The sequence below is a fragment of the Sphingobacterium sp. ML3W genome (assembly GCF_000747525.1).
GTDB lineage: Bacteria > Bacteroidota > Bacteroidia > Sphingobacteriales > Sphingobacteriaceae > Sphingobacterium.
This window is the reverse complement of the sequence record NZ_CP009278.1, coordinates 4,695,834-4,720,949: the sequence shown is the minus strand read 5'-3', so window position 1 is coordinate 4,720,949 and position 25,116 is coordinate 4,695,834. Positions and strand designations below refer to the sequence as shown.

General features: G+C 36.1%; 21 protein-coding genes and 3 tRNA genes. 15 read left to right on the top strand and 9 right to left on the bottom strand.

The window, feature by feature from the left end; translation table 11 throughout:
• The first annotated feature begins 7 nt into the window (after nt 1–7).
• The 8 genes from murQ to KO02_RS20160 all read left to right on the top strand — a co-directional run bounded on the left by murQ (nt 8) and on the right by KO02_RS20160 (nt 8,867).
• Nucleotides 8–820, top strand: a complete 813-nt coding sequence (gene murQ, locus KO02_RS20195) for an N-acetylmuramic acid 6-phosphate etherase (protein WP_038703079.1) — start codon at nt 8–10, stop codon at nt 818–820.
• A gap of 26 nt (nt 821–846) precedes the next feature.
• Nucleotides 847–2,337 carry a sodium:solute symporter gene (locus KO02_RS20190; RefSeq protein WP_038701227.1) on the top strand — a complete coding sequence of 497 codons (1,491 nt, stop codon included), beginning with the start codon at nt 847–849 and terminating at the stop codon, nt 2,335–2,337.
• A gap of 69 nt (nt 2,338–2,406) precedes the next feature.
• Nucleotides 2,407–3,222: a purine-nucleoside phosphorylase gene (locus KO02_RS20185; protein WP_038701225.1), complete on the top strand. Its 816-nt coding sequence runs from the start codon at nt 2,407–2,409 to the stop codon at nt 3,220–3,222.
• 28 nt (nt 3,223–3,250) lie between these two features.
• Nucleotides 3,251–5,239 carry a putative porin gene (locus tag KO02_RS20180; protein ID WP_038701223.1) on the top strand — a complete coding sequence of 663 codons (1,989 nt, stop codon included), beginning with the start codon at nt 3,251–3,253 and terminating at the stop codon, nt 5,237–5,239.
• Nucleotides 5,240–5,387: 148 nt separating this feature from the next.
• Nucleotides 5,388–5,462, top strand: a tRNA-Val gene (locus tag KO02_RS20175).
• Between the two features lie 34 nt (nt 5,463–5,496).
• Nucleotides 5,497–5,571 (top strand) — tRNA-Val (locus KO02_RS20170).
• A 34-nt stretch (nt 5,572–5,605) separates the two neighbouring features.
• Nucleotides 5,606–5,680, top strand: a tRNA-Val gene (locus KO02_RS20165).
• 253 nt (nt 5,681–5,933) lie between these two features.
• Nucleotides 5,934–8,867 (top strand): M16 family metallopeptidase, encoded by a 2,934-nt coding sequence (locus tag KO02_RS20160; protein ID WP_038701221.1) that lies wholly within the window; start codon nt 5,934–5,936, stop codon nt 8,865–8,867.
• Between the two features lie 42 nt (nt 8,868–8,909).
• Here the strand turns inward: KO02_RS20160 and KO02_RS20155 are convergent, their stop codons facing one another.
• Both KO02_RS20155 and KO02_RS20150 read right to left on the bottom strand, forming a co-directional pair.
• The gene (locus KO02_RS20155; protein WP_038701219.1) at nt 8,910–9,632 is read right to left on the bottom strand and encodes a DUF1080 domain-containing protein; all 723 of its coding nucleotides are present in this window, start codon (nt 9,630–9,632) and stop codon (nt 8,910–8,912) included.
• 92 nt (nt 9,633–9,724) lie between these two features.
• Nucleotides 9,725–10,246, bottom strand: coding sequence for an NADPH-dependent FMN reductase (locus KO02_RS20150; protein WP_038701217.1), 522 nt, complete (start codon nt 10,244–10,246; stop codon nt 9,725–9,727).
• A 227-nt stretch (nt 10,247–10,473) separates the two neighbouring features.
• Between KO02_RS20150 and KO02_RS20145 the strand changes: the two genes are divergently transcribed.
• From KO02_RS20145 to lepB, 5 genes are all read left to right on the top strand, one after another.
• Nucleotides 10,474–11,271 (top strand): ParA family protein, encoded by a 798-nt coding sequence (locus KO02_RS20145; protein ID WP_038701215.1) that lies wholly within the window; start codon nt 10,474–10,476, stop codon nt 11,269–11,271.
• A 1-nt stretch (nt 11,272) separates the two neighbouring features.
• Nucleotides 11,273–12,199 (top strand): ParB/RepB/Spo0J family partition protein, encoded by a 927-nt coding sequence (locus KO02_RS20140; protein ID WP_038701213.1) that lies wholly within the window; start codon nt 11,273–11,275, stop codon nt 12,197–12,199.
• A gap of 1 nt (nt 12,200) precedes the next feature.
• The gene (locus tag KO02_RS20135) at nt 12,201–12,923 is read left to right on the top strand and encodes a DUF5683 domain-containing protein (RefSeq protein ID WP_051960098.1); all 723 of its coding nucleotides are present in this window, start codon (nt 12,201–12,203) and stop codon (nt 12,921–12,923) included.
• 83 nt (nt 12,924–13,006) lie between these two features.
• Nucleotides 13,007–13,753: a 4-hydroxy-tetrahydrodipicolinate reductase gene (gene dapB / locus KO02_RS20130; RefSeq protein ID WP_038701211.1), complete on the top strand. Its 747-nt coding sequence runs from the start codon at nt 13,007–13,009 to the stop codon at nt 13,751–13,753.
• A gap of 98 nt (nt 13,754–13,851) precedes the next feature.
• Complete coding sequence (lepB, locus tag KO02_RS20125) at nt 13,852–15,276, top strand: signal peptidase I (RefSeq protein ID WP_038701209.1); 1,425 nt, start codon at nt 13,852–13,854, stop codon at nt 15,274–15,276.
• A gap of 49 nt (nt 15,277–15,325) precedes the next feature.
• Here the strand turns inward: lepB and KO02_RS20120 are convergent, their stop codons facing one another.
• Complete coding sequence (locus KO02_RS20120; protein ID WP_038701207.1) at nt 15,326–16,042, bottom strand: pyridoxine 5'-phosphate synthase; 717 nt, start codon at nt 16,040–16,042, stop codon at nt 15,326–15,328.
• Between the two features lie 117 nt (nt 16,043–16,159).
• Here KO02_RS20120 and cdaA point away from each other — a divergent pair, with 117 nt between their 5' ends.
• Complete coding sequence (gene cdaA / locus KO02_RS20115) at nt 16,160–16,954, top strand: diadenylate cyclase CdaA (RefSeq protein ID WP_038703075.1); 795 nt, start codon at nt 16,160–16,162, stop codon at nt 16,952–16,954.
• A gap of 48 nt (nt 16,955–17,002) precedes the next feature.
• On the opposite strand, the gene KO02_RS20110 is transcribed toward cdaA, so the two are convergent.
• The 6 genes from KO02_RS20110 to KO02_RS20085 all read right to left on the bottom strand — a co-directional run bounded on the left by KO02_RS20110 (nt 17,003) and on the right by KO02_RS20085 (nt 23,418).
• Nucleotides 17,003–17,851: a DUF2911 domain-containing protein gene (locus KO02_RS20110; protein WP_038701205.1), complete on the bottom strand. Its 849-nt coding sequence runs from the start codon at nt 17,849–17,851 to the stop codon at nt 17,003–17,005.
• A gap of 112 nt (nt 17,852–17,963) precedes the next feature.
• A complete protein-coding gene (locus KO02_RS20105; RefSeq protein ID WP_038701203.1) occupies nt 17,964–19,691 on the bottom strand; it encodes a DUF4091 domain-containing protein in 1,728 nt (575 codons plus the stop codon).
• Nucleotides 19,692–19,760: 69 nt separating this feature from the next.
• The gene (locus KO02_RS20100) at nt 19,761–21,035 is read right to left on the bottom strand and encodes a sugar MFS transporter (RefSeq protein WP_038701201.1); all 1,275 of its coding nucleotides are present in this window, start codon (nt 21,033–21,035) and stop codon (nt 19,761–19,763) included.
• Nucleotides 21,036–21,271: 236 nt separating this feature from the next.
• Complete coding sequence (locus KO02_RS20095) at nt 21,272–21,691, bottom strand: hotdog fold thioesterase (RefSeq protein WP_038701199.1); 420 nt, start codon at nt 21,689–21,691, stop codon at nt 21,272–21,274.
• Entirely contained in the window at nt 21,663–22,211 is a 549-nt protein-coding gene (locus KO02_RS20090; protein ID WP_038701197.1) for a DinB family protein, read from the bottom strand. Before KO02_RS20090 ends, KO02_RS20095 begins: the two co-directional genes overlap by 29 nt.
• Entirely contained in the window at nt 22,192–23,418 is a 1,227-nt protein-coding gene (locus KO02_RS20085) for a sensor histidine kinase (RefSeq protein WP_038701195.1), read from the bottom strand. The genes KO02_RS20090 and KO02_RS20085 overlap by 20 nt, the downstream gene beginning before the upstream one ends.
• A gap of 162 nt (nt 23,419–23,580) precedes the next feature.
• Between KO02_RS20085 and gltX the strand changes: the two genes are divergently transcribed.
• Nucleotides 23,581–25,107, top strand: coding sequence for a glutamate--tRNA ligase (gltX, locus tag KO02_RS20080; protein ID WP_038701193.1), 1,527 nt, complete (start codon nt 23,581–23,583; stop codon nt 25,105–25,107).
• Nucleotides 25,108–25,116: the final 9 nt, after the last annotated feature.

Below are 25,116 nucleotides of genomic sequence, written 5' to 3'. Positions count from 1 at the left end.
AAAAAGAATGATAAATACAACCGAAAAAGAATCGAATTACCAGGATTTAGAAAAAATGACTGTTTTGGAGTTGTTAACGAATATTAATAACGAAGATAAAACGGTTCCTGCTGCTGTTGAAAAGGCTATTCCTCAAATTGAGGCATTAGTTAGTGAGTGTGTTACTAAGATGAAAAATGGAGGTCGTGTTTTTTATATTGGTGCTGGTACGAGTGGAAGATTAGGTGTTTTGGATGCATCGGAATGCCCTCCGACATATGGCGTGCCATTTGATTGGATTATCGGAATGATCGCAGGCGGTGATACAGCAATTCGTAAAGCAGTAGAGTTTGCAGAAGATGATACAGAGCAGGCATGGAAAGATTTAACAGAGTATAGCATCAATAAAACGGATGTTGTCATTGGTATCGCAGCATCAGGAACTACACCTTATGTAGTAGGTGGTTTGAAAGCGGCAAATGCTGCTGGGTTAGCAACAGGCTGTATTGTTTGTAATGGTGGATCTCCAATAGCTGCTGAGGCGCAACTACCTGTCGAGGTTGTTGTTGGGCCGGAGTTTGTTACGGGTTCCACACGTATGAAAGCCGGGACTGCCCAGAAATTAGTTTTAAATATGTTGAGTACTTCTATCATGATTCAATTGGGACGAATCCAGGGAAATAAAATGGTAGATATGCAGTTGTCAAATCATAAACTTGTTGCACGCGGTGTCCGTATTATCATGGATGAGACGAATGCTACGGAAGATGAGGCAACAGCTTTATTAGATAAATTTGGTCATGTCCGCCAAGCGATAGAAGCATACCAAGAAACTCATTAAACACAAATCAATTATAAACCAAACTTATGTCACCAATAATTTTATTATCTTTTTTGGTTATCTACTTTGCTGTTTTACTTGTCGTCGCGCATTTTACATCAAAGGGGTCATCGGACAACTCCACTTTTTTTGTGGCTAACCGTAATTCTAAATGGTACATGGTTGCCTTTGGTATGATCGGTACTGCCTTATCTGGTGTAACGTTTATTTCAGTTCCGGGTGCAGTAGGTGCTTCAGAATTTAGCTACTTTCAATTTGTACTGGGAAATGCAGTTGGCTTTATTATTATTGCCTATGTTTTACTTCCGTTATATTATAGGATGAATCTAACTTCTATTTATACCTATTTAGAAGAGCGTTTTGGACATACAACATATAAAACGGGAGCTGCTATTTTTCTTATTTCGCGAACGATTGGTTCTGCATTTCGACTTTATTTGGTTGCTATCGTTTTGCAGCATTTTATTTTTGATGCTTGGAAAATACCATTTGCAATCACAGTAGTGATTTGCTTGTTGCTCATTTGGCTTTATACTAATAAAGGTGGATTAAAGACAATTATCGTGACTGATACCTTGCAAACTACATTTTTGATTACTGCTGTAATTTTATCAATCTATTTTATGGCTAAGGGACTCGATTTTGGTATTGTCGATACTTTTGAAGCGGTGAAAGAAAGTAGCTATTCTAAAATATTCTTCTGGGATGATTTCGTAGGGAGTAAAACGAATTTTTGGAAACAATTTTTGGGTGGTATTTTCGTCACGATTGCTATGACAGGGTTAGATCAAGATTTGATGCAGAAGAATCTTTCTATGGGTACGATTAAAGAGGCTCAAAAGAATATGATTACGTTTACAAGTGTATTTGTAGTCATCAATATTTTCTTTCTGGCAGTAGGGGCTTTATTATATATTTATGCGGAGCGAAATGGTATTGATATTAGTCAATTGGCCACGCGAGATTACCTATATCCTGAAATTGCATTGAATCATTTAGCAATTCTTCCTGCAATTATTTTTATGATGGGATTGACAGCAGCAACTTTTGCGACTACAGATTCGGCACTGACGGCCTTGACTACTTCATACTGTATTGATTTTTTAAATTTTAATAAGAAAGAGAATCCAAATGATCCAGCGTTGGTCAAGCAACGAAATTATGTGCATTTCGGATTTTCAATTGTGATGTTGTTGGTTATTTTAGTATTTAAATTAATCAATAATGATTCTGTCGTCAATGCAATTTTTACTGCGGCAAGCTATACTTATGGTCCATTGCTTGGTTTATTTGTACTAGGTATTTCAACTAAATATGCTGTTAAAGATAAATTGGTGCCGTATATCTGTGTGATATCACCTGTTATATTGTATGTACTGAAAACTTATGTGATTGAAGTGTATACTCCTTACGTTATTGGATTGGACTTAATCATTATTAATGGGTTTATTACTTTCTTACTATTAGTGCTTACTTCTCCTGGTAAAGCTTCTGATAGAGAGCTTTCGCATAATTAAAATAAGTTAAGTGTGTTGTACGTGCAAAAAAATTAAGTTAAGTTTGATTAAATTAGTTTTTTTGTACGTATGTATCATTTGATAGAAGAAACAGCTGGATTTATCCGCAAGAAAATAGGTGATTTTCAACCTGATTTTGGAATAATATTGGGTACTGGCTTAGGTAAATTGGTCGATGAGATCCAAGTGGAATACGCTTTGATGTATTCTAATATTCCCAACTTTCCCATTTCGACTGTAGAATTTCACACTGGTAAGTTGATCTTTGGTACCCTGAATGGTCGCAAGGTTGTAGCTATGCAAGGTAGGCTTCATTATTATGAAGGATATAATATGCAAGAGATTACATTTCCGATTCGTATCATGAAAGTTCTAGGGATCCAAAAGCTTTTTGTTTCGAATGCATCAGGCTCATTAAATCCGGACATCCTCAAAGGTGATTTGGGTATTATCTCAGATCATATTAATCTATTGCCTGATAATCCTTTGCGAGGTTCTAATCTCTCGGCATTTGGTCCTCGATTTCCTGATATGAGTCAGCCCTATAATCGAGAGATGATTAAACAAGGTCTTGCTATTGCTGCTGCAAAAGAAATTCGTGCACATGAAGTGGTCTACGTCTCTGCCCCTGGTCCTAATTTGGAAACAAAAGCGGAATATCGTTACATGAGATTGATCGGTGGTGATATTGTCGGAATGAGTACTGTTCCCGAAGTTATTATTGCCAATCACATGAATTTACCTGTTTTTGCCATATCTGTAATTACAGATGAAGGTTTTCATGAGGATTTGAAACCAGTTTCTTTGGAAGATATTGTCGACATCGCTGCAAAAGCTGAACCAAAAATGACATTAATTTTGAAAGAATTAATAGCTTTGCAATAGTTTTTCAACAATGTTAGTTCAAATATAAATGATGGTGACCCTGCGCTTATTAGCGATTTTTTGTTGTATTCTTGGTTTTGTAAATCAAGTTCAAGCACAAAGTAATGATGAATGGAGTAGTGCTTTAGATTCCGCTAGGGCAAAAGAGGATGCGAAACAAGATTCTGTGATTTTGTCGGCTAAATATATTCGATATACGACATTGGATATGATGAAAAAGGGCACTTTTACCGTTCAGATAGATACTTCACATCAAAACTTTCAATATTATAATAAACAGAATTTGCCGTGGAACCCAAGTATTAATTTGGGCTCTTACGGTTTAGCAACTCGCGATTTATTATTTCAACCTACTAAGACCATTGGATTTCAAAGCGGCTTTCATAGCTTGGAGCGTACTTTATATCGGCCAGATTCTATACAGTATTTTAGAGCGCGCGCAAGGTTTTCAGAACTCTATACGGTTGGCTTTTTCTTTGATGATCAGGTTTTTCGTGCACGTTTGGCGCAGAATATTAATCCAAGGCTTAACATTGGTGGAGAGTTTCATGCTACAAAAACAGCGGGTTACTATTCGAATCAGACTTATTCTGATATTAAATCTGCTTTATTTGCTTGGTACGAATCTGAGAACCATCGTTACAACTTGTTGACTAATGTGGTCTTTAATAAATTGGATGCTACAGAGAACGGTTCTGTCTTAGCAAATAATATTTTTAAAGATACCTTAGGTCAGTCTTCTGATCGGTATCCGGTACGCTTAAATGGATTGGGAGACAATAGACCTCGAAATGAATGGCGTGATAATTCGTTTTTTCTTAGACAATCTATGTTTATTGGTCGTTTGGATACGGTTGATGCAGGTAAGCCTACGATGCAGATATTTCCAACAAATAGTGTGGCCCATAATAGTTCGGTAAGGATTCAAAAATACAATTTTTTTAAAAATGAAACGGATGGCAATGGTGCTTTTCCATATGGGTCATCCACACTAACACAAGATACTACTTCAATTACTTCAATATCCAATGAATTTGAATATAGCTTTTTTCTAAGAGGTAAATCTATTTTTAAGAATGAAGTAAAGTTGAATGTAGCTTTTCAACATGATATGTATTGGTATTCGGATAGCGGTATCAATAATAGGTTCTATCAAAATGGCATGCTGAAGGGAGAATTAGGCTATAAGTTTTCCGATCGCGTTAATGTAACTGGTAATGTGAATCAAATTGTATTGGGACATAATTTTGGAGACTATTTATATGAAGCAAAAGCAGACATGCTATTGAGTTCTAATGTGGGTAAAATAACTATTTCAGCTTATTCGCAGAATAAATCTCCTGAAATGGTATTTAGTCGTATGAATTATACGTATCATCAATGGGAGCGCGAGCTTGAGAAAACTAAAACACAGAATTTAGCATTCCAATACAGCAATCCTAAAATTGGTTTCAAGGGTAAGGTTGAATACTTCCTAATGGACAATTACCTTTATTTTAAGGAAATCGATAATCCAGGAGGTGATGCTCGACTTTCTAAATTAATCGAACCTGCTCAATTGGGTTCTGCAAACCTATTAAAGGTGTCCGTAGGGCAAAAGTTTAAGTTCAGGAGATTTACATTGGATAACTTGGTTGTCTATCAGAAAACCGATCAACAGAAGGTTCTAGCTACTCCTGAGATCTATACCTGGCATAGTTTGTACTATAATAATGTCTTATATAAGGTTGTTGATTTTAATATCGGTGTTGATGCACGTTTTAATACGCCATTTACAACACCATCTTATTCGATTAATACAGGTCAGTTCTATAATGATAATGCCGCACTTCAGTTTTCGACTTATCCAATATTTGATGTGTGGACTACAGCGAACATTCAACGTGTGACCCTTTTCTTGAGTTGCAACTTTGTTAATCAATATCTGGGTATGCCGAAGGGCTATTATACTGTTCGTCGTTATCCGATGAATGATGCTAATATTAGATTTGGGGTTTCTTGGAAATTTTATGATTAAGAATTGTGAAAATTATATGCGTGGCTTCTAGTGTATTGCGTTTTTCACTATAAAAAACTTGTCAAATAATTTTGAGAGTCGAAATTTTGGAGTATATTTGCACACGCAATTAGGGAAAGGTATTACCGATATCAGGAACTAAAAGAAAGGAGAATTAGCTCAGCTGGTTCAGAGCATCTGCCTTACAAGCAGAGGGTCACTGGTTCGAACCCAGTATTCTCCACAAAAACAGAAGTGTTTCAAAACCCTTAAAGAAAGGAGAATTAGCTCAGCTGGTTCAGAGCATCTGCCTTACAAGCAGAGGGTCACTGGTTCGAACCCAGTATTCTCCACAAAAACAGAAGTGTTTCAAAACCCTTAAAGAAAGGAGAATTAGCTCAGCTGGTTCAGAGCATCTGCCTTACAAGCAGAGGGTCACTGGTTCGAACCCAGTATTCTCCACGAAAAAGCATCGATAATTCGATGCTTTTTTTGTTTAAGCCTATCTATGTGTATTTCCTACATAATTTATATTCATTAGTGTGTGATCATGTACCAAGCGGAGTGCTTTTGGTTATTAGCTAAATCGTATTAATTTAGCTAATCTGTCTGAAAAGATCAATTATTTACTTGTAGTTGTGAAAGATGTTTCAATAGTACCTGAATTTTTCTTTAAACATTCATATATTTGATTGTATTTTTAAACATATTAGAAATGAATTTAAAATCTATTTCGATAATGGCTTTTGTTTTTTTATCAAGTATCACAACTTTTGCGCAGATGAAAAAGTATGATTGGAAAGAAACAAATGAAGGTGGTTATACGTATCGCTATGTAACTAACGACCCTACAAATTCACGTTTTTACACCTTAAAAAACGGTCTTACAGTAATCTTGAGCCCGTCTAAAAAGGTGCCTCGTATTCAGGCGTATATTGCTACAAAAGCAGGTAGCAAAACGGATCCTGCTGATCATACTGGTCTAGCACATTACCTTGAGCATATGCTTTTTAAGGGTACAGATAAATTTGGGTCAAAAGATTGGGCAAAGGAAAAACCATTGCTTGATCAGATTGATGGATTATATGAACAATATAATTCAACTACAGATGAGGCCAAACGTAAAGAAATTTACAAACAAATTGACCAGGTTTCCGGTGAGGCAGCTAAATATGCCATAGCTAATGAGTACGATAAGTTGATGAGTGAGATGGGGGCTGAAGGAACGAATGCTTTTACCTCATTTGAACAGACCGTTTATACAGAGGATATTCCAAATAATGTTATTGACAAATTTCTTGCTGTTCAAGCAGAGCGCTTTCGTTATCCCGTGTTAAGGTTGTTTCATACCGAATTAGAGGCTGTTTATGAGGAAAAGAATAGGGGATTGGATAATGATGGTCGTAAATCTGTAGAGGCTATGTTTGAGGCCATGTTTCCTAATAACAATTATGGGAAACAAACAACGATTGGAACGGTTGAACATTTGAAGAATCCTTCTTTAAAAGCTATTCGTGAATATTTTAATACTTACTATGTTCCCAATAATATGGGGGTGATTATGTCTGGTGATTTTGATCCAAATGAGGTCGTTAAAAAAATCGATCAGGCATTCAGTTATATGAAACCGAAGGATATTCCTGTTTATACGTTTGATGCTGAGAAAGATATCAAACAACCGGTGGTAAGAGAAGTGAAGGGACCAGAATCTGAGTTTTTATTTTTAGGATTTCGTTTCCCAGGTGCATCTACTAAAGATGCTCAAATGTTGAATTTACTTGGTAATATGCTTACCAATGGTTCCGCAGGTTTGATTGATTTGGATTTGGTGAAATCCCAAAAATTATTGGGCGCTGGAGCATTTCCATATGTATTGAAAGATTATTCAATGTTGATCATGCAGGCTAATCCAAGCCAAGGTCAATCGTTGGACGATGTAAAATCCTTGATTCTAGCAGAGTTGGATAAGTTGCGTAAAGGAGAATTTTCTGACGATCTGATTACTTCAATTGTGAATAACGAGAAGAAATCGGAAATTTCACGAAATGAGAGTTATAGTCATCGTGCTGAGGAGCTTATGGATGCTTTTACTTCGGGTGTGGATTGGTCAACAGAATTGAGTTATTCGGATAACTTGACAAAAATAACGAAGCAGGATATTATGGATTTTGCCTCTAAATATCTGAATGATAATAATTATGTTGTGGTTTATAAACGTAAAGGTGTCGATGATAGTGTTGTCAAAGTAGAGAAGCCTCCTATTACGCCAGTAGTTGTCAATCGTGATGATCAATCGCTTTTCGTTAAGACTATTGCTGAAATGCCAGAAAGTAAAATTACCCCAGTTTGGATAGATTATGCTAAAGATGTCCAGAAGGCAACTTTAAAAGGTATTGATGTAGTCGCTGTTCAGAATAATGATAATGCATTATTCAGTTTGACCTATCGTTATGATATGGGGAAATGGAATAATAAGTTATTGGGTATTGCAGCAGATTATCTGGAGTTTTTAGGAACTAAAGATAAATCAAGTGAGGATTTCAGCAAAGCATTCTATAAGTTGGCTTCTGATTTCTCGGTGATTTCAGGAAATGAAGAGACCCGCATTAATATTTCAGGATTGAATGAGAACTTTGAGCAAACGGTAGCATTAATTCAAGATCTCTTGAAAAATAGTATAGGGAATCAGGAAGCATTAGAAGCATATATTGGTCGTTTAAAAAAATCAAGAACGAATGCTAAAGAAAATAAAGCCTTGATTATGGAAGGGTTAAGGTCATATGCAAAATATGGTGCTAAAAATCCTTTTAACAATGTTTTGACAGATGAAGAGTTAAATTCCATTAAAGCATCTGATCTGGTTGATATTTTGCATGAACTGGCGAATACGAAACATCAGATATTGTATTATGGACCTAAAACTACGAGTCAACTAGTTGCTGTATTGAAACCCCTGAATACGAATACAAATTTTGCAACTATTAGCAAGGCAAGTAACTTTGCAGAATTGCCTACCCCGAAAAATCAAGTGTTATTTGCGGATTTCGATATGAAGCAAGCGGAGGTATTTTGGTTTAGAAATTCGGATCAATATAATCCGAAATATAGCCCTACTGTGGCGCTGTTTAATATGTATTTCGGAGGAGGCATGGGGAGTATCGTTTTTCAGACTATTAGAGAGTCTAAAGCTCTAGCCTATTCTACTTATGCACATTTTGCTTCTCCAATCAAAAAAGAGAATCATTACTCGGTGGGTGCTTATGTAGGTACTCAAGCGGATAAATTTAATGAAGCAGTTGTCGGTATGAATGAATTGTTAGATGATTTGCCTGATGCTCCAAAAGCTTTGGAAATTGCTAAAGTAAGTTTAGTCAAATCGTTGGCTAGTGACCGTATCACAAATGCAAACATTTTATCAAATTATTTGAGTGCGCAGCGATTAGGTCTTTCTTCAGATATCCGTAAGGAAATTTATGAGCAGGCACCAAAATTAACTTTTGGAGATTTGAAAACTTTCCACAATAAAGAAATGAGTCGCAAACCTTATATTTATTGTGTTGTTGCCAAGGATGAGAACTTGAAAATCGAAGATTTAGCAAAACTTGGTGAAGTTAAGAAATTGACTTTAGAAGAGTTGTTTGGATATTAATTTTGATATAAAAAAGAGAGCAGGATTTCCTACTCTCTTTTTTTATAATGTTTTTATTTTGATATTTCGAAAATAGACTTCATCTGTATGATTTTGAAGCGCAATTTTTCCTTTTTGGAACTTACCGAAATCGGGGTAATTTTTCATGTTTGTATGGGCAATTAAATCCTTCCATTCTTGATTATTGGTGACATTTTCAAATGTCAATTGACCGTTTAACCAAAAACTCACCTTCCCTTTGTTTTGTACGATACGCGATTCATTCCACTCGTTGAAGGGGTTGGGTTTTGAATTTGAACCGATGCTTTTTATGGCATAAAGAGATCCTGCCCAATGTGTCGAATCCGTTTGATGACGGGATTCTGCGTTAGCATTATCTAATAGTTGCATCTCAAGACCAGTAACAAATGTAGCATCGTATTTAGGATCTTCTTGAACATCGATGAAGACACCACTATTGCCCCCTTTGGCAACTTTCCAGTCAAATTTCAAATCGAAATCTTGATAGGTTTCATTTGAAACTAAATCTCCGAATATCCCTGTTTTTACGGTTGGGTCGCATAGAATGGCATCGTCTTTTACCACCCATTTAGATGCTTGATCTCCTTGGTTGTAAATATGCCAGTTATGGATGTCTTTTCCGTTAAAAAGTAATTGCCAACCTTCTTTCTTTTCATCTGCACTTAGGGTATTATGCTGAGGAGTTTGCTTACAGGCGGATAGTAATCCAAGGGAAAATATAAGGTATGTTATTTTAAGGTTCATATGATTGGGTTTTGAACAAAATACGAAAATTTGCCATATTATTATATTTACAAATAAGTGCTGGTATGATTAAGAGTGGGCTCTAATATTTTCTAGAAGTTGATAAGTTCATCAATTTGCTCTTGAATGGCATTTATTGTTTCTTCATGAATAAAGGTGTTCTCTTCATTTATTTCGTTTTGAATATGCGGTAAGAATATCTTTAAGGGCAATACATGCATGCGCAAATAATTGCAAATTCCTGTTAAATGATCTATACCTCTTAAATTGCCATATCGTCCGGACGAGATGCCAACAAGTGCTGCTTTTTTATGATAAAAGCTGATCGGAAAAGTGCAGGCATCGATGAAGATTTTGAGTACACCAGGAATGCTTCCGTTATATTCAGGTGTAACAAAAATAAACTTATCTGCATCCGAAACGAGTTGTTGTATATTTTTAAATCGATCACTTCTTTGACCATATAAATCCGATATGATAATATCTGCAGGTAGATCGGTTAAAGGAAGTATTTGACAGCTTTCACCTTTTTTCTGTAACTGCTCTTGGTAGTATTGTGCGACTTTTAACGTCTTACTTTTGGGACGATTCGTTCCCGAAATTATTAAAATCATTGTCTAGTTGTAACTTATAAAAACCCACCGAACAAAGTGGATGTATATCCTGATTTTTTGTATCTTAGCATCTTGAGGATCTATTCCTTTAGATACTTTCAAAAGTAAGAAATATGCATCATTTAAGTGTTTTTTTACCAGGAAGAATTTATGAATGAGCAGAATAATCCTTTTTTGTGACCTTAGGGGAACAAAATGACATTTTATAAAGAAAGAATTTCATTCGAATGGGTAAAATTATATCAATTGCAAATCAAAAGGGTGGTGTTGGTAAGACGACAACATCAATCAATTTGGCAGCTAGTTTAGCTGTTTTAGAATATAAAACCTTATTGGTTGACGCTGATCCGCAAGCAAACTCTACTTCTGGAATTGGATTTGATCCAAGAACCATCAAAGAAAGTATATACGAATGCTTGGTAAATGATTTGGATCCTCGTGATGCTATTCAGGCCACAGAAACGCCAAATTTGGATTTACTCCCTGCTCATATTGACCTGGTTGGTGCAGAAATTGAAATGATCAATATGCATGAACGTGAATATAAGATGAAAAAAATCTTAGATCAAGTTAAGGATGATTATGATTTTATCATTATTGACTGCTCTCCTTCATTAGGGTTAATCACCATCAATGCATTATCAGCATCTAATTCAGTTGTTATTCCAGTGCAATGCGAATATTTTGCACTAGAGGGCTTGGGTAAGTTGTTAAATACAATTAAAATTGTACAAACACGTTTAAATACTAGTCTGGAAATTGAGGGTATTTTATTGACAATGTATGATGTTCGTTTACGCTTATCAAATCAGGTAGTTGAAGAAGTAAAGACACATTTTACGGATTTGGTGTTTGAGACGATTATTCAGCGAAATACACGTTTGAGTGAGGCTCCGAGTTTTGGTATCTCTGTCATTATGCACGATGCATCGTGCAAAGGAGCTATCAACTATTTAAATTTGGCTCGAGAAATTTTACATAAAAATGGACATCTAAAAGAATTAGATTCATCAGTTACAATATAATATGGCAGCACAACAGCGAAAAACAGGTCTAGGAAGAGGATTAGGTGCCTTATTAAATGATAGTACCGATATCCCTGAAAGAAACTCTGACCTGGAGACATCCCGAGTAGATACTCCTGTGAAATCCAAAGAAACGGGTAGTATCAGTACGGTTAATGTGGATGAGATTGAAATGAATCCATTTCAACCTCGTACGGACTTTGACCCACAAGCATTACAGGAACTTTCTGAATCGATTTTATTACAAGGGCTAATTCAACCCATTACTGTTCGGAAAATTGGTGAAAATGCGTATCAATTAATTTCTGGAGAGCGTCGTTATCGTGCTTCAAAGTTGGCGGGTATTACCGAAATTCCAGCCTATATTCGTACTGCTAATGACCAGCAGATGCTGGAAATGGCTTTAATTGAAAATATTCAGCGTGAAAATTTGAATGCCATTGAAGTGGCTTTGAGTTTTCAACGTATGATAGAAGAGTGTAATCTTAAGCAAGAGGAATTAGGGGAGCGCGTGAGCAAAAATCGTTCTACCGTGACCAATTATCTGCGCTTATTGAAGTTACCCCCTGTGATTCAGGCTGCTATTCGTGATGGTGAGTTAACTATGGGACATGCTCGTGCACTTATTAATGTTGGAGAAGTAGATAAGCAATTGTACATTTTTAAGTTAATTGTTGATTTGGGTTTGTCTGTTCGTAAAGCAGAAGAATTGGTTCGTGAGATTCAGAACGGTAATAAAAAGAAAGCACAAAAAGATAAAAATGCACCTAAATCTTTTCAATTTCAAAAAATTGAAGATGATTTGGCATCTAAGTTTTCTTCTCGTGTCAAATTGAATTTGAAAAGTGCCAAAGGAAAGGGAGCTATTGAGATTCCTTTTGAATCGGAAGATGACCTGAGTCGTATTTTGGAATTATTAGACTGGTAAGATGCATAAAGTAATCGGTTTATTGTGTGCTATCTTTATATTTTTTGTTGCACAAGGGCAACAAGTTGATCCCAAAGGGAAAGTAGCGTTAAAAACTACTTCTGCATTAGATTCAACTAAGAAAGTAACGACTGTGCAGGATACAACAAAAAAAGAGAGTCGGAGGGAAAGAAAAAGAAGAGAGAAGGCTGAAGAAGAAGCGAAGATTCCTAAGATTTTTAAAGATTCTACACGACTTGCAATAGAAGCAAAAACAGTTACTGCATGGAAACGTTCTTTGATACTTCCTGGGTGGGGGCAATATACAAATAAGGGATTGTGGTGGATTAAGGTACCTGCTATTTATGGAGGACTGGTATCAACTGCACTGGTATTTGAATTTAATCATCGTTATTATAAGGAATTCATTAAAGAATTGGACTATCGTTTTAAGCATAATGAGAAGGATAATCCAGATTATTTTGGCTGGTCGGATCAAGGGCTTATTAGAGCTAAGGATGCGGCAAGACGTGATCGAGATTTGATGGTACTTTTGACTGTTGGGGTGTATGGATTGAATGTAGTCGAAGCTTATGTAGATTCGATGCTCAAAAATCGTTGGAGCGTAAGTTCAGAAAAAGTTGCATTAAAAATTAGACCAACTATCTTATTGGGATCATCAAATAGTTTTGCATACAGTGCTGCTCCCAATTTTGGATTTAAATTATCCATGACACTTAAATAAAAATTATAAAGCTTAAATTCGTATTCATGCTATAGAGCATAAAACTTATTTGGTCTTCTTATTAAATATGATCTGAAATAGATATGAAAATTGTATTATTCGGCTACGGCAAAATGGGCAAAATTATTGAGAAATTTGCGCAAAAAAGAGGGCATGAGATTCATTTGATTGTCAATAGCGAGAACCGTAGCTCAATTACCAAAGCTGATCTGGTAGGTGCGGATGTTGCAATAGACTTTGGTGTTCCAAATGCAGCTCTTTCTAATATGGAATTATGCTTGGAAGCAAAGTTGCCAATTGTCATGGGGACTACAGGTTGGTATGAAGACCTTGATCTTGTAAAGGAAAAATGTTTAGCTGTTGATGGTTCTATCTTGTACGGTTCGAACTTCTCCATAGGTGTCAATATCTTTTTTCATATCAATAAAATGTTGGCGAAGGCCATTCAACCTTATAAAGCTTATGATGTACAAGTAGAAGAAATACATCATATTCATAAATTGGACGCACCAAGTGGGACAGCAATTACTATAGCTGAAGGAATCTTAAACAACAGTGATGTTAAAACATCTTGGGTCAATTCATTGGTAGGGGATGGAGATGTAGAGATTATACCTAAAGCAACGGAATTGTTAATAGAAAGTCACCGTATCGAAGAGGTCCCTGGTACACATACAGTCGTATATAGTTCGGAAGTTGATCAAATTGAATTTAAACATACAGCGCATAGTCGTGACGGGTTTGCATTAGGCTCCGTTATCGCTGCAGAGTGGCTGTTTGGAAAAGAAGGATTCTTTCAAGTGACCGAAATGTTTGATTTCAATAAGTAATCGATTTTTATAAAAAATTGCGAAGTCTGTAACGAATGCATAATCTTTTATACTAATTGACATATTAGATTATTAAAAAATAAAATTTAAAGAAACTTATGTGGTATATTATTTTTGCGGTCTTAACAGTAATTGCTCATTATGGGCTTTGGAAATTATTTGTTAAAGCAGGCAGATCAGGATGGGAAGCGCTAGTTCCCTTTTATCGGGAATATGTAATGGCCGAATTAACGGGTCGCGCAAAGTGGGTTGTTATCCTATTATTGGTGCCAATCGTGAATATCTTTGTTTTCTATGGTCTATATTTAGATTTGATAAAGGCATTTGGGAAAAGAAGATTTTGGGAAAATGCAGCTGCGGTGTTAATTCCTTTTATCGTATTACCCATGTGGGGCAATGACGCTTTGGTAAAGTATTTGGGTAACCCAAACTCGGAAGAATTTAAAAAGAAATATCCTTATAAAAAATCTATGGCTCGTGAATGGGCTGATGCAATCGTTTTTGCAACCGTTGCAGCATCATTAATTCGTGGGTTTTTAATAGAGGCATATATGATTCCAACAGGTTCTATGGAACGGACTTTATTGGTTGGTGATTTCTTATTTGTAAGTAAGGTTAATTATGGACCGCGTGTTCCTATGACACCTATTGCATTTCCCTTTGCGCATCATACAATGCCCTTAATTGGAGGTAATGCATACTCAGAGTTAATTGAACTGCCTTATAAGCGCCTGCCTGGATTCCAGGATATCAAAAGAAATGATGTTGTCGTTTTCAACTATCCAATGGAAGCTGATGCGCCGTACAACCGTCCAGTTGATAAACGTGAGAACTACATCAAACGTTGTGTAGGTATGCCGGGCGATGAAGTCTCTATGTCCAATGCTGTGTTCTTTGTAAATGGTAAACCTGGTTTTAATCCACCAGAAGGACAATTGGATTATATAGTAGAAACCGACCAAACTGGTTTGGACATGCGTGTTATGAATGATAAACGATTAGAAACATTCCCTACAGGTCAACCCGATGTTTATCAAGTTTTTATGACGGCTGATGAGGCTGCTATGGTTAAAGGATGGATGAATGTGAAGGCTGTTATTCCAAATATTCGTAAAGCAGGCGAACATGAAGAAGGAACCTTCCCAAATGTTGCTTCTTTGAATTGGAATTTTGATAATTTCGGTCCGATTAAAATTCCGAGTAAAGGTTGGACTGTTCAATTGGACAGTGCTACTGTGCCACTTTATGAGCGTGCAATTACTATTTATGAAGGTAATACAATGGAAAATAAAGCAGATGGTACCTATATTAATGGTGTTAAAGCTAATTCATATACCTTTAAGATGGATTATTATTGGATGATGGGTGATAATAGACATAATTCTTTAGATTCTCGTGGATGGGGCTTCGTACCAGAAGACCATATTGTTGGTAAAGCATTATTTACTTGGCTGAGTCTTGATAAGGACGGTTCGGGATTATCAAAAATACGCTGGAACAGAATATTCAAGGGTATTGAATAAATATAAAATAAAAAAGAAGGGCTTTACAAATTTGTAAAGCCCTTCTTTTTTATTTTAATGCATTTAAATATCTTTTTATTGTTTCTTCTAATCCTAAATAAAGTGCATCTGCGATAAGTGCGTGGCCAATACTCACTTCTAACAATCCTGGGATATGCTGGTTAAAGTATGTCAAGTTATTTAAGTCCAAATCATGGCCTGCATTGATGCCTAAACCAACTTCTCTCGCTTTTAAAGCCGCTTGAAAATAGGGTTTGATTGCTGCATCTCTCTCCTCCAAGAAAGCTTGCGCATATGACTCAGTATACAATTCGATGCGGTCGGTCCCTGTTTCCGCAGCGGCTTCAACCATATCTGTATCTGGATCAACAAAAATAGACACTCGAATACCTTGGTCTTTGAAAAGCTTACAGATATCGGTTAGGTATGCCTTGTTTTTAATCGTATCCCAACCATGGTTTGATGTAATTTGTCCTTCTGCATCCGGTACTAGGGTGACTTGAGCAGGTTTGTTTGCTAGAACAAGATCGATAAATTTTTGTTCTTGACAATTTCCCTCAATGTTTAGCTCTGTTTGAATATTAGCTTTCAAATCAAAAACGTCTGCATAGCGAATATGACGTTCGTCTGGTCTCGGGTGAACAGTAATACCATTAGCACCAAAGCGTTCGCAAGCTAAGGCTGCGGCCAATACATTGGGATTGTTTCCTCCTCGAGAATTACGAAGAGTGGCTATTTTATTGATGTTTACAGATAATGCAGTCATATTTATTCCAATCTTTTAAGTAAAAATACAAAACAATTCTAACGCTTGCTCATTTTAGCGATAATTTGCACGACAAAGAGCTCATTGTTTAGGTGATTTTTTTTAACTTGCATGTATATGGAAGGATTTGATTACAGCCTCTTTAGGGGTTTCCGTTTATTGGATGTTATCGATATTATTTTAGTAGCGATTATTATTTACTATGTATATAGTTTGATACGTGGTACGATTGCTGTTAATATCTTAATTGGCGTTGCCCTATTTTATGGTATTTATATTATTGTAAAGCAAATGCATATGCGTTTGTTGACCGAAATATTTGGGGGGTTCATTTCAGTGGGTTCCATTGCCTTGATTGTGGTCTTTCAGCAGGAGATTCGGCGTTTTTTGTTACATATAGGGAAGAACATTTCTATGAAGCGAAAGAAGATCCTATGGTCGTTTCTAGTTAGTAAGAAGACTGTAGCCAAAGATAATTCTGAACATTTAAAACCTATTATAGAGGCTTGCCGTAGTATGTCAAAGACACGCACTGGTGCCCTGTTGGTTTTTTCTAAGTATTTTGACGAAGAATATTATCAAAGTAGTGGCGAGTTTATTGATGCACATATCTCAAAACGTTTGATAGAAAGTATTTTTAATAAGAATAGCCCTTTGCATGATGGTGCTGTTGTAGTTGTGGATTTTAAAATCATGTCCGCGTCTTGTATTCTACCTTTATCGGAAAGTGAAGATTTGCCTTTACAGTTCGGTTTACGCCATCGTGCGGCAATTGGAGTGACAGAGGTGTCTGATGCAGTTGCTGTCGTGGTATCGGAGGAAACAGGTGAAATATCCTTTGCTAAAGATGGTAATGTGAATATGAATATTACACATGAAGAACTCGCAGAGTTACTAAAAGAAGAATTATAAAAAAAACGCCACTTTCAAAAAGTGGCGTTTTTTCATAATGGTATATTATTATTTACCGGCTTCTTTAATGACTTGGTTATTTAATTTAACATATTCAGCATTGTTTCCTTTTTGCGCAATTTCCACTCCTTTTTGTGCTGTTGCTATTGCTCCCTTTTTATCACCTGCTTTCAGTTGTATTTTTGCTTTCCAGTAGCGAATATAAGGCGCTTCTGGATTTTCTTTTTCAGCTTCGTCTACCCATACCAATGCTTTTTTGATATCGAGGTTGTTGTTTAGGTAAAATTGTGCTGCTTGGAGATAAGGTTTTTTATCACCCTTCATTGCTTCCTCAATATTAGCTAATATCTCTTGTGTTTGGTCAACTTTTATTGAAAACTGAGTAGAGCTGTTTTCCCAAGATAGGGATAATACAGCTGAATTTGTTGTTACATTTTCGAACTGCATGGTAAAGGTTTCTACTTTATTTGAAAGCTTAGTCGACTTTACATTGAAACGTATGAGGTCGTCTTTTTTATCGTAGGTATATGCACCCCATTGATTGCTGTTTTTTGTTAATATAATTGTCCAATCGCCCTTTGTTGGGATGGTCAAGATGCCATACGTTCCAGCAGGAACTTTATTTCCTTCTATTGTAACTTCTTCTTCAAATTTAATAACAGGTATATTGTTTGCGCCAGTTCTCCAGACCTCATTGTAGGGAATTAAATTACCGAAAATAACACGACCGTTTATGTTTGGTCTCTGGTATGAAAGTGCTATGTTTTTAATCCCTAATCCTTGGGTGATGGATGTAGTGCTACTTGCTTGTGGTAATTTTACTTGAGCAACTGAAGTAGTTGAGAGACTAAATGTGAGTACCGTCGCGGCGCATAGTGTTAAAATAGATTTCTTCATTTTGGAAATGTTTAATTTCCACTAATTTACTTGTAAATTATCAAAATAAAGAATTTTGGTTTTTTAAATTAAAGGCCAACAAAGGATTGATATTGGCCCTTAATGTGAGTTTTTACAAACTGTTCAACACTTTTTGCGCTTCTTTAATCTGGTTTGGAATTGCTTTTTGATTGATGTTTTTATTTGTAAATCCATCAATTACTTCATTTAATTTTTGCAATTGTGGAGCATTTAATTCCTTTCTTAAAATCCTTATTTTCTCAGCATCTTGTACACCTTCAATTAATTTTTCGAAACGAATAGAGGTCATGTTGTCTGGATATACAAAATACGTGTCCCCACCTAACCATGATCCGTAACGGGTATCTTGATTGGGATTGGCATTCCAACAGTCATATGCCCATCTTAGATAACCATCGAAACCCCTCTGTACACTATGCCAAGCTAACCAAGTTGCTTCTTGGTAGCCAGAATTGGTAAATGTATTAGGGAAAATCTCAGTGCAGCATGTATAAACTGTTGTTTTATAGCCTTTTTCTTGACGTGCTTTTAATACCTCTGGTGCCATTTCTTCTCCTAGGGTGATACTGTAATCAGCAAACTCATTAGAAATTTCTGGATGATATGCACCTGCAAGTGATGACCTGAACTGTGGGTCTGCTTCTTTAATAATTGCAATTGCACGTTTCATATCTTCTTGAGGTCTTTCATCCATAGCAATGGTTGTCCATTCAAAATAACCTTTTTGTTTAAGATGCCTTGCAAAGTCTTTTAATAGAGGTAACCAATGTTCTCTGTATTTTGGATCATCAGTTTTAACTTTTAAAATTTCATATTTACCTGTATTTTCATCAAAGTATTGAAAATTCATGTTCCAAGGAATCATACTGTAGCAATTGATATATTTTGAAATACCAATCTCTCGCATAAATCCTACCCATTTATCAAAAATGCTATAATCATAAGACCAAGTGTCATCCTTCTTTTTAGTCCATTTAATCATGGCCTGGTATTTATCATATGTTTGACCATTCCAGGGATCATTAATGATACTTACGGTAATATTTTTTTGGCCAGCATCACGTAACCGTTCATAGTGTGGTTTCATGATGTTGAAATGTTCTGGCGACCATAGTTCTACTTGAAATTGTCGGGCAATAGAGTAAGGGTTTTGCCATAAGTCTAAATGATATTCCCAATCTTTTGTCTCTGGTAATACATGAGCAAGTACTTCTATACTATAAGGTATAGTCGTTTTGTAATTGTCGGCTTTTATTGTAAGCGAACCTTTGTATATTCCTACTGCAGCATCACGAGGTACTTGAATGCTTAACCAAAGCGGTCTTGTCGTGTTTTTTTCGTATTCAAAACTTGATTGATCTGTGATACGATCTGCTACCAAAGCTGAGTCCAATCCTTGACTGATACCACAACCTTGTTTTAAATCTCCTGATAAATCTGTCAGGACGTAGGTGATGTATCCTAAAGTAATATCTTTAGTTGCTATTTGTTGTGCTTGACTATTTTTTAAAGATGAGGATGTCACTTCAACTTTTTCATGGTCTCGATTGCTCCAAAATACCAGCTGTGTGTGTACTTTTTCACCTTTCCAAGCCTTTGTATTCCATGATTTTGTCAATGTTTCTACGGTTGGGGGGATGGTTTTGGAGTAGCTATAATCTGCTATGCTAAAAGAAAAGTTGTTTTTTTCTTTTAGATTGTCCCATTTTTCAGTGGTGCTGGATGCCCTTGGGTCTGCTAGTTCATTTATTTTCTGCGAATAACCCTGCTGTGTGCAAATAAATAAACCGACTAATAAACAATAAAAGGATTTTTTCATATTTAGGTGTTTAAGAAAAAAAGCGATTATTTTGTAAAAATAACCGCTTTTTTATTTATAATAGTTTTTTTATTTTTTCCCTACCTTATGTCCTGAGATGGCATAATACAATATGAAAAGATAACATGGAATTGCAATCCAGTATGCCTGATGAGAGCCAACGTGATCCGCTAATGCGCCATAGCTTAACGGAATAACAGCACCACCAGCGATACCCATAACTAGTAATGAAGATGCTGCATTGGTAAATTTACCAACACCTTTAAGCGCTAATGGCCAAATGGCCGGCCAAATTAATGAGTTTGATAATCCTAACAACGCAACAAATGCGACAGAGGTATAACCGCTTGTGAAGATAATACCTAACGTGAAGATTATACCTGAAATTGCACAAGCTTTCATCGCTACGTCTTGTTTAATATATTTTGGAATTGCGATAATACCGATGATATATCCTACTACCATTGAAATCATTGTTCCAGTGGTAAAATACTTAGCTGTATTTAGGGCTATACCTTGCGATTTTCCATAAGCAATTATACTATCACCTGCTAAAACTTCAACTCCGACATACAAGAATAGGGCAACAAACCCTAAAACTACATGTGGAAATTGGAATATAGAAGATTTTTCAGAGGAAATAGTACCATGATGGTCAGCCGTTTCTTCTTCATCACCTTTTACTTCAGGTAGATTTGCTCTTGAAATCCAAAAAGCTAAAATTAATAAAGCAACAACAATACCAATATAAGGGTTTACAACTTGTAAAGCCATCTCATCTAAAGCTGCAGAATGTGCGGCAGCAGTCATGTTATCTACTTCGTTATGTAGTTTATCGGCATCTTCTAATTTTAAGAATAACCCTAAAATAATCGGAGCCAGAGCTCCTGCAAATTTATTGCAGATTCCCATAATCGAAATCCTTTTGGCTGCTGTTTCAACAGGTCCTAGAATAGTGATATAGGGATTAGAAGCTGTTTGTAAGATGGCTAAACCACCTCCAAGTACAAATAAACCAATTAAAAATAAAATATAAGTTCTTGAAATAGCGGCAGGTATAAAGATTAATGCACCAACAGCCATAATCAATAGGGATATGGACATCCCATTTTTAAATCCAAATCGGTCTAATACTCGAGTCGATATTGGCCCCATTACTAAATAGGCAATGTAAAAAGCGAAAGTAACAAAGTAGGATTGAAACTCAGTTAATTCACATGCGATTTTTAAGTAGGGTATTAATAATGAATTTAACCAAGTTACAAATCCAAAGATAAAAAATAGTGAACCTATGATAATCATTGGACCCAGCGTTGATTGCGCAGAATGATTTTTTGATTGCATGATTTGGTTGATAAATTTTGATTTTATTTATATAATATGCAAGACTAATTAATTTTATCAAGAAAATGAAATAAAATGGCATGGATTTGGCGATTAATTGGTAATATTTTGAATAGAAAAAGGGAGTAACATACCTAGTATGCTACTCCCTTTTTGTAAAACCGTATTTGTAAACCAATTCAGTTGGCTTAGTTTATATTCAAGACAAGTGGTGAAGAGAAATGTTTGAAATATTTTTATTTTGGTATAATGGCAACAGTTAGCCTTGAAATACAATTGAGATTACCTAAATCATCAGAAATACGGATATCCCAAATATGCGTTTGTTTTCCAATATGTATAGCGGAACAAACCGCAGTTACCAATCCTTTAGCGACCGGGCGTAGATGATTTGCATTGATTTCTAAGCCTACACCTTTATGCGTGTCTGGATTGAGGATTAGATTTGACGCAATACTCCCAATTGATTCTGCTAATACTACGGATGCTCCACCGTGTAGTATTCCGAATGGCTGTCTTGTTTTATCATTCACAGGCATTGTAGCTGTAATCGATTGACGGTCGATAGCTGTTGCTTTTATTTCAAGTAAGCCCGTCATATATTGAGCAAGTATGCCATTAACTTGCTCAATGCTGTAATTCTGAAACCAAATCATTGACATTGTTTGAATTGAAATATCGTTCTTGTATAATGATGCGGTGATGATTTAAGTGTCCCGCAACTACATATAGTAAAGCTTTTACACTTGTTAGCCTTTCGGAAGCCATCCCTTTTCTTTCTAATTCTGCATTACTAAAGTTTTCAAAAAGAAACATATTTGCTTTGCGCAAGTGTATGAATTCTTTACTAAGAGAAGCTAAAGTTCGTTCGGGATATCTGGAGTTTTGTATAAAATATTCCTGATCATAGCCTAAAAGCTCTTTCATATCATTGCGTGAAAACCTTAGAGCTCGGTAAGCCATAATGCGCTCATTGTCTAAAATATGTCCTATCACCTCTTTGATTGACCATTTATCTTCTGCATAGCGAAAGTCTCCTTTTTCTTCAGGTATTGTATCGAGAAATGCTGGAAAGGATAAAATTTGCTCTTCCAACACATCCATGACATCGCCGACTACAGTCTCTATGTACGTGGAATACACCGCTGGGTATTCATCAGATTTTAGTGGGTTCATAAGTTAGATTACTTTTTAATATTATTCTAAATGTAGTTCCTTTTCCAATTTCAGAATCTTTCACAAAAATATGGCCTTGATGATAATGTACCATTCTTTTGGTTAGACTTAATCCCAATCCCCATCCCCGTTTGCGGGTAGTAAAACCTGGTTGAAAGACGGCTTCAAAATTTGATCTTGAAATCCCCTTTCCTGTATCACTAATGTCAATAAAAATTTCTTCTTTCGCAATGTTTTCTGATATTTTAACAGTTATTTTTCCTTCCGATGTAATAGCGTTCACTGCATTTTTTAATAAATTTTCAATTATCCAATCAAATAATGGGATATTTAACTTTGCTTCTACATGTTTATCTCCAATGAGTTCAAATATTATTTTGTCACTTGTTCGTACTTTAAAGTAGCGGATGTATGAAGCTATTACTTCGTAAACATTGGCATTGTGAAGCACGGGAGTGGATCCGATTTTGGAGAATCGGTCGGCTACGATTTCTAGCCGTTTGATGTCATTTTCCATTTCATTTAACGTTTCATCATCCTCTGCATCAAATTTTAATTTAATGAGTTCTAGCCATCCCATCAAGGAGGAAATGGGAGTACCCAATTGGTGGGCGGCTTCCTTGGTAAGGCCCACCCATACCAGATTCTGTTCGGATTTTCGAATGGAATTGAATACGGTGTATGCTATAATTAAAAATACCGCAATTAATGAAAGTTGAATATAGGGAAATACTCTAAGTTGCTGTAGGAACCATGAATCCTTATAATAAACCATCCATTTGGCGCCCGTATCTAATTCTAAAGTGATAGGAGGATGGCTTTTTTTCATAAAATTGAGTTGTTTCTCAAAATAATAGGGATCATAATCTATATGACTTGTACTATCTTTGGTCGTCGTTTTGATGTTGGTTTTGGTAGAGTCTAAATCCCTCCAGAAAACAATATTGTTGTTTTCATCTGTAATGATTGCTGGAACTGCTAGACTATCTCTTACGGAGTAGACAAACGTAATAAATTCGTCATCAACATCGGGCATAGTCATGATGCTCTTTGTGCTCATTGCCCATACTTCTGCCTTTGTTCTCTCCACTTTAGAAAGATTGCGGACGAGGTAGTTGGTATACAGAAGGGAGGCCGCTGCGATAATAGCTGCGAATATAAGCAAGAAAAATTTCCAACGTTGTTGATTGTATTGATATGGATTCATATTAGCCAAAGGGGAATCTTGTTGCTGCAAATTAAGGAATTAAATGAAATTAATCTTTATCAGCGACATATATCTAACGATAAAGTCTTGTTTTTGTTATTTTATTGTGGTTATCAATGCTATAGTTTCATTGAAATGAAAATTTTGTGGTAATTTTGTTTCATGAGTTCTGAAAGAAAAGTAAGGGTGCGTTTTGCACCAAGTCCGACAGGTGGGTTGCACCTTGGAGGAGTTCGTACAGCTTTATTTAATTATTTGTACGCGCGTAAACATCAAGGTGATTTTATTTTGCGTGTTGAAGATACAGACCAAACACGGTTTGTCGCTGGTGCAGAAGAATATATAAATGAGTGTTTAGCTTGGTGTGGTTTGGTACCAGATGAAAGTCCAATTAAAGGTGGTGCTTTTGGTCCATATCGCCAAAGTGAACGTAAACCTTCTTATCGTCAATTTGCAGAGCAATTGATTGAAAATGGACGCGCTTATTATGCCTTTGATACAGCAGAAGAGTTGGACGAGCAGCGAAAAGAACAACCAAACTTTCGTTATAGCCATGAAAATAGATTAAAGTTAAGAAATTCTTTAAGCCTTTCTAAAGAGGATACCCAAGTATTGTTATCGAAAGGTACTCCACATACTATTCGTATAAAAGTACCGACTGATGAGACCGTTTCTTTTACGGATATGATCCGTGGTCAAGTAAGTTTTGAAACCAATCTAATCGATGATAAGGTTTTGTTAAAGGCCGATGGAATGCCTACTTATCACTTAGCTGTAGTAGTGGATGATAAAGCGATGGAAATCTCACATGTTTTCCGAGGAGAAGAATGGTTGCCATCTGCTCCCGTACATATTTTGTTATGGGAATATTTGGGATGGAATGAGCAAATGCCACAATGGGCACATTTGCCATTAATTTTGAAACCCGATGGTAATGGTAAGTTGAGTAAACGCGATGGTGATCGATTAGGTTTTCCTGTATATGCAATGAATTGGAAAGATGCTCAAGCAGAAAAAGAAACAATTGGATTCCGTGAAATGGGGTTTTTACCAGAAGCCTTTGTCAACATGTTGGGTGTACTGGGATGGAATGATGGTACTGAGCAGGAGCTATTCTCATTACAAGAATTGATTGAAAAATTCTCGGTTGAGCGTATCAGTAAGGCGGGTGCTAAATTCGACTTTGAGAAAGCAAAATGGTTCAATCATGAGTGGATTAAGAAGACATCAAATGAAGCATTATTACCGCAGATAAGAGAGGTGTTAACATCGCATCAAGTGACAAATGTAGCGGATGATTATATTGTACAAGTATTGGGCGCAGTGAAAGAGCGTCTGACATTTGTTTCTGATTTCTGGGAACAAGCGTCATTTTTCTTTGTTCGTCCAGAAAACTATGATTTAGGAGCTGTCAAACCAAAATGGTCAGCTGAGAAAACGACTTTCTTTAATCATGTTAATCTTGAATTCGGTAAGTTTGAATCTTGGGATGCCGTAGCTTTAGAATCTTTCTTTAAGGGTGCAATTCAAGAATCTGGAATGAAAATGGGTGAACTCATGATGCCTTTCCGTATTATGTTAGTTGGAGGTAAATTTGGTCCTGATGTGTTCCAAATCGTTTCTTTATTAGGAAAAGAAGAAGTTGTTGCTCGGGTTAATAAGGCGCTTATTGCTTTTACTGCTGAGTAGTTGATTTAT